Origin of the sequence: Candidatus Pelagibacter communis (assembly GCF_001180025.1) — a bacterium.
Taxonomy (GTDB): Bacteria; Pseudomonadota; Alphaproteobacteria; order Pelagibacterales; family Pelagibacteraceae; genus Pelagibacter; species Pelagibacter ubique_A.
The window spans coordinates 1-732 of record NZ_CVSK01000017.1 but is presented as its reverse complement, the minus strand read 5'-3'; the positions used below and the strand labels follow the sequence as shown (position 1 = coordinate 732).

Annotated in this window: 2 pseudogenes; one reads left to right on the top strand and one right to left on the bottom strand. The window is 30.9% G+C overall.

From position 1 onward, the window contains the following. Positions 1–226: pseudogene (locus AMN83_RS00285) on the bottom strand (aminotransferase class III-fold pyridoxal phosphate-dependent enzyme); the annotation flags it as partial. A gap of 182 nt (positions 227–408) precedes the next feature. On the opposite strand from AMN83_RS00285, the pseudogene AMN83_RS00280 reads away from it, so the two are divergent. Continuing rightward, a pseudogene (locus AMN83_RS00280) lies at positions 409–732 on the top strand (ABC transporter substrate-binding protein); the annotation flags it as partial.

Here is a 732-nt window from a genome sequence, read left to right as displayed (position 1 = left end):
ATTGATTTGTTATTGCCTCAATAATTTCTTCTCTACCATGACCTAAAGGATTACAAAATAATCCTGAGCTAGCATCTATTTGAGTTTGGCCTTGATGGTTTTTTAAATACACACCTTTAGCTTCAACAATTAATCTCGGGTTCTCTTTAAAATCTTTGTTAGATGTAAATGGCATCCAGTGCTCATTTAAAGAATTTGGGATTGCTGTTTTATTTTGTGTGCTCATAAAAATTTCTTTCTATAAAATATTTTAATTTAATCTTAAGGCCTCTTTAGACTAAAATAAATGGATTAACTACCACATTATTGACACAACCAACGATTGTATAAGTTTCTTTTTTTGTTTTACTTCGGAGACAATTTGAATTTAAATATCCAGAATTTAATTAATTAAACATAGGGGAATAAATGAAAAAAATACTAAGTTTTATTCTAGGATCTATATTTGCACTTAACCTATCTATTTCAGTTGCTAATTCAGCTGCAAATGAAGTTAGAGTTGCATACTTTCTAGAATGGCCAAGCCCAAATTTAGAGGACATGCAGAAAAAGAATTTTGCTAAAGCTCTTGGTGTTCCAGTTAAATGGACAAACTTCACTAATGGTGGAGCTATGACTGATGCAATGTTAGCAGGAGATATCGATATTTCTTACTCACAAGGATTGGTACCTTTTATCAATGCTGTAAAATCTAATGCACCTATCAAATTAGTTGATATTGCTATGGAATAC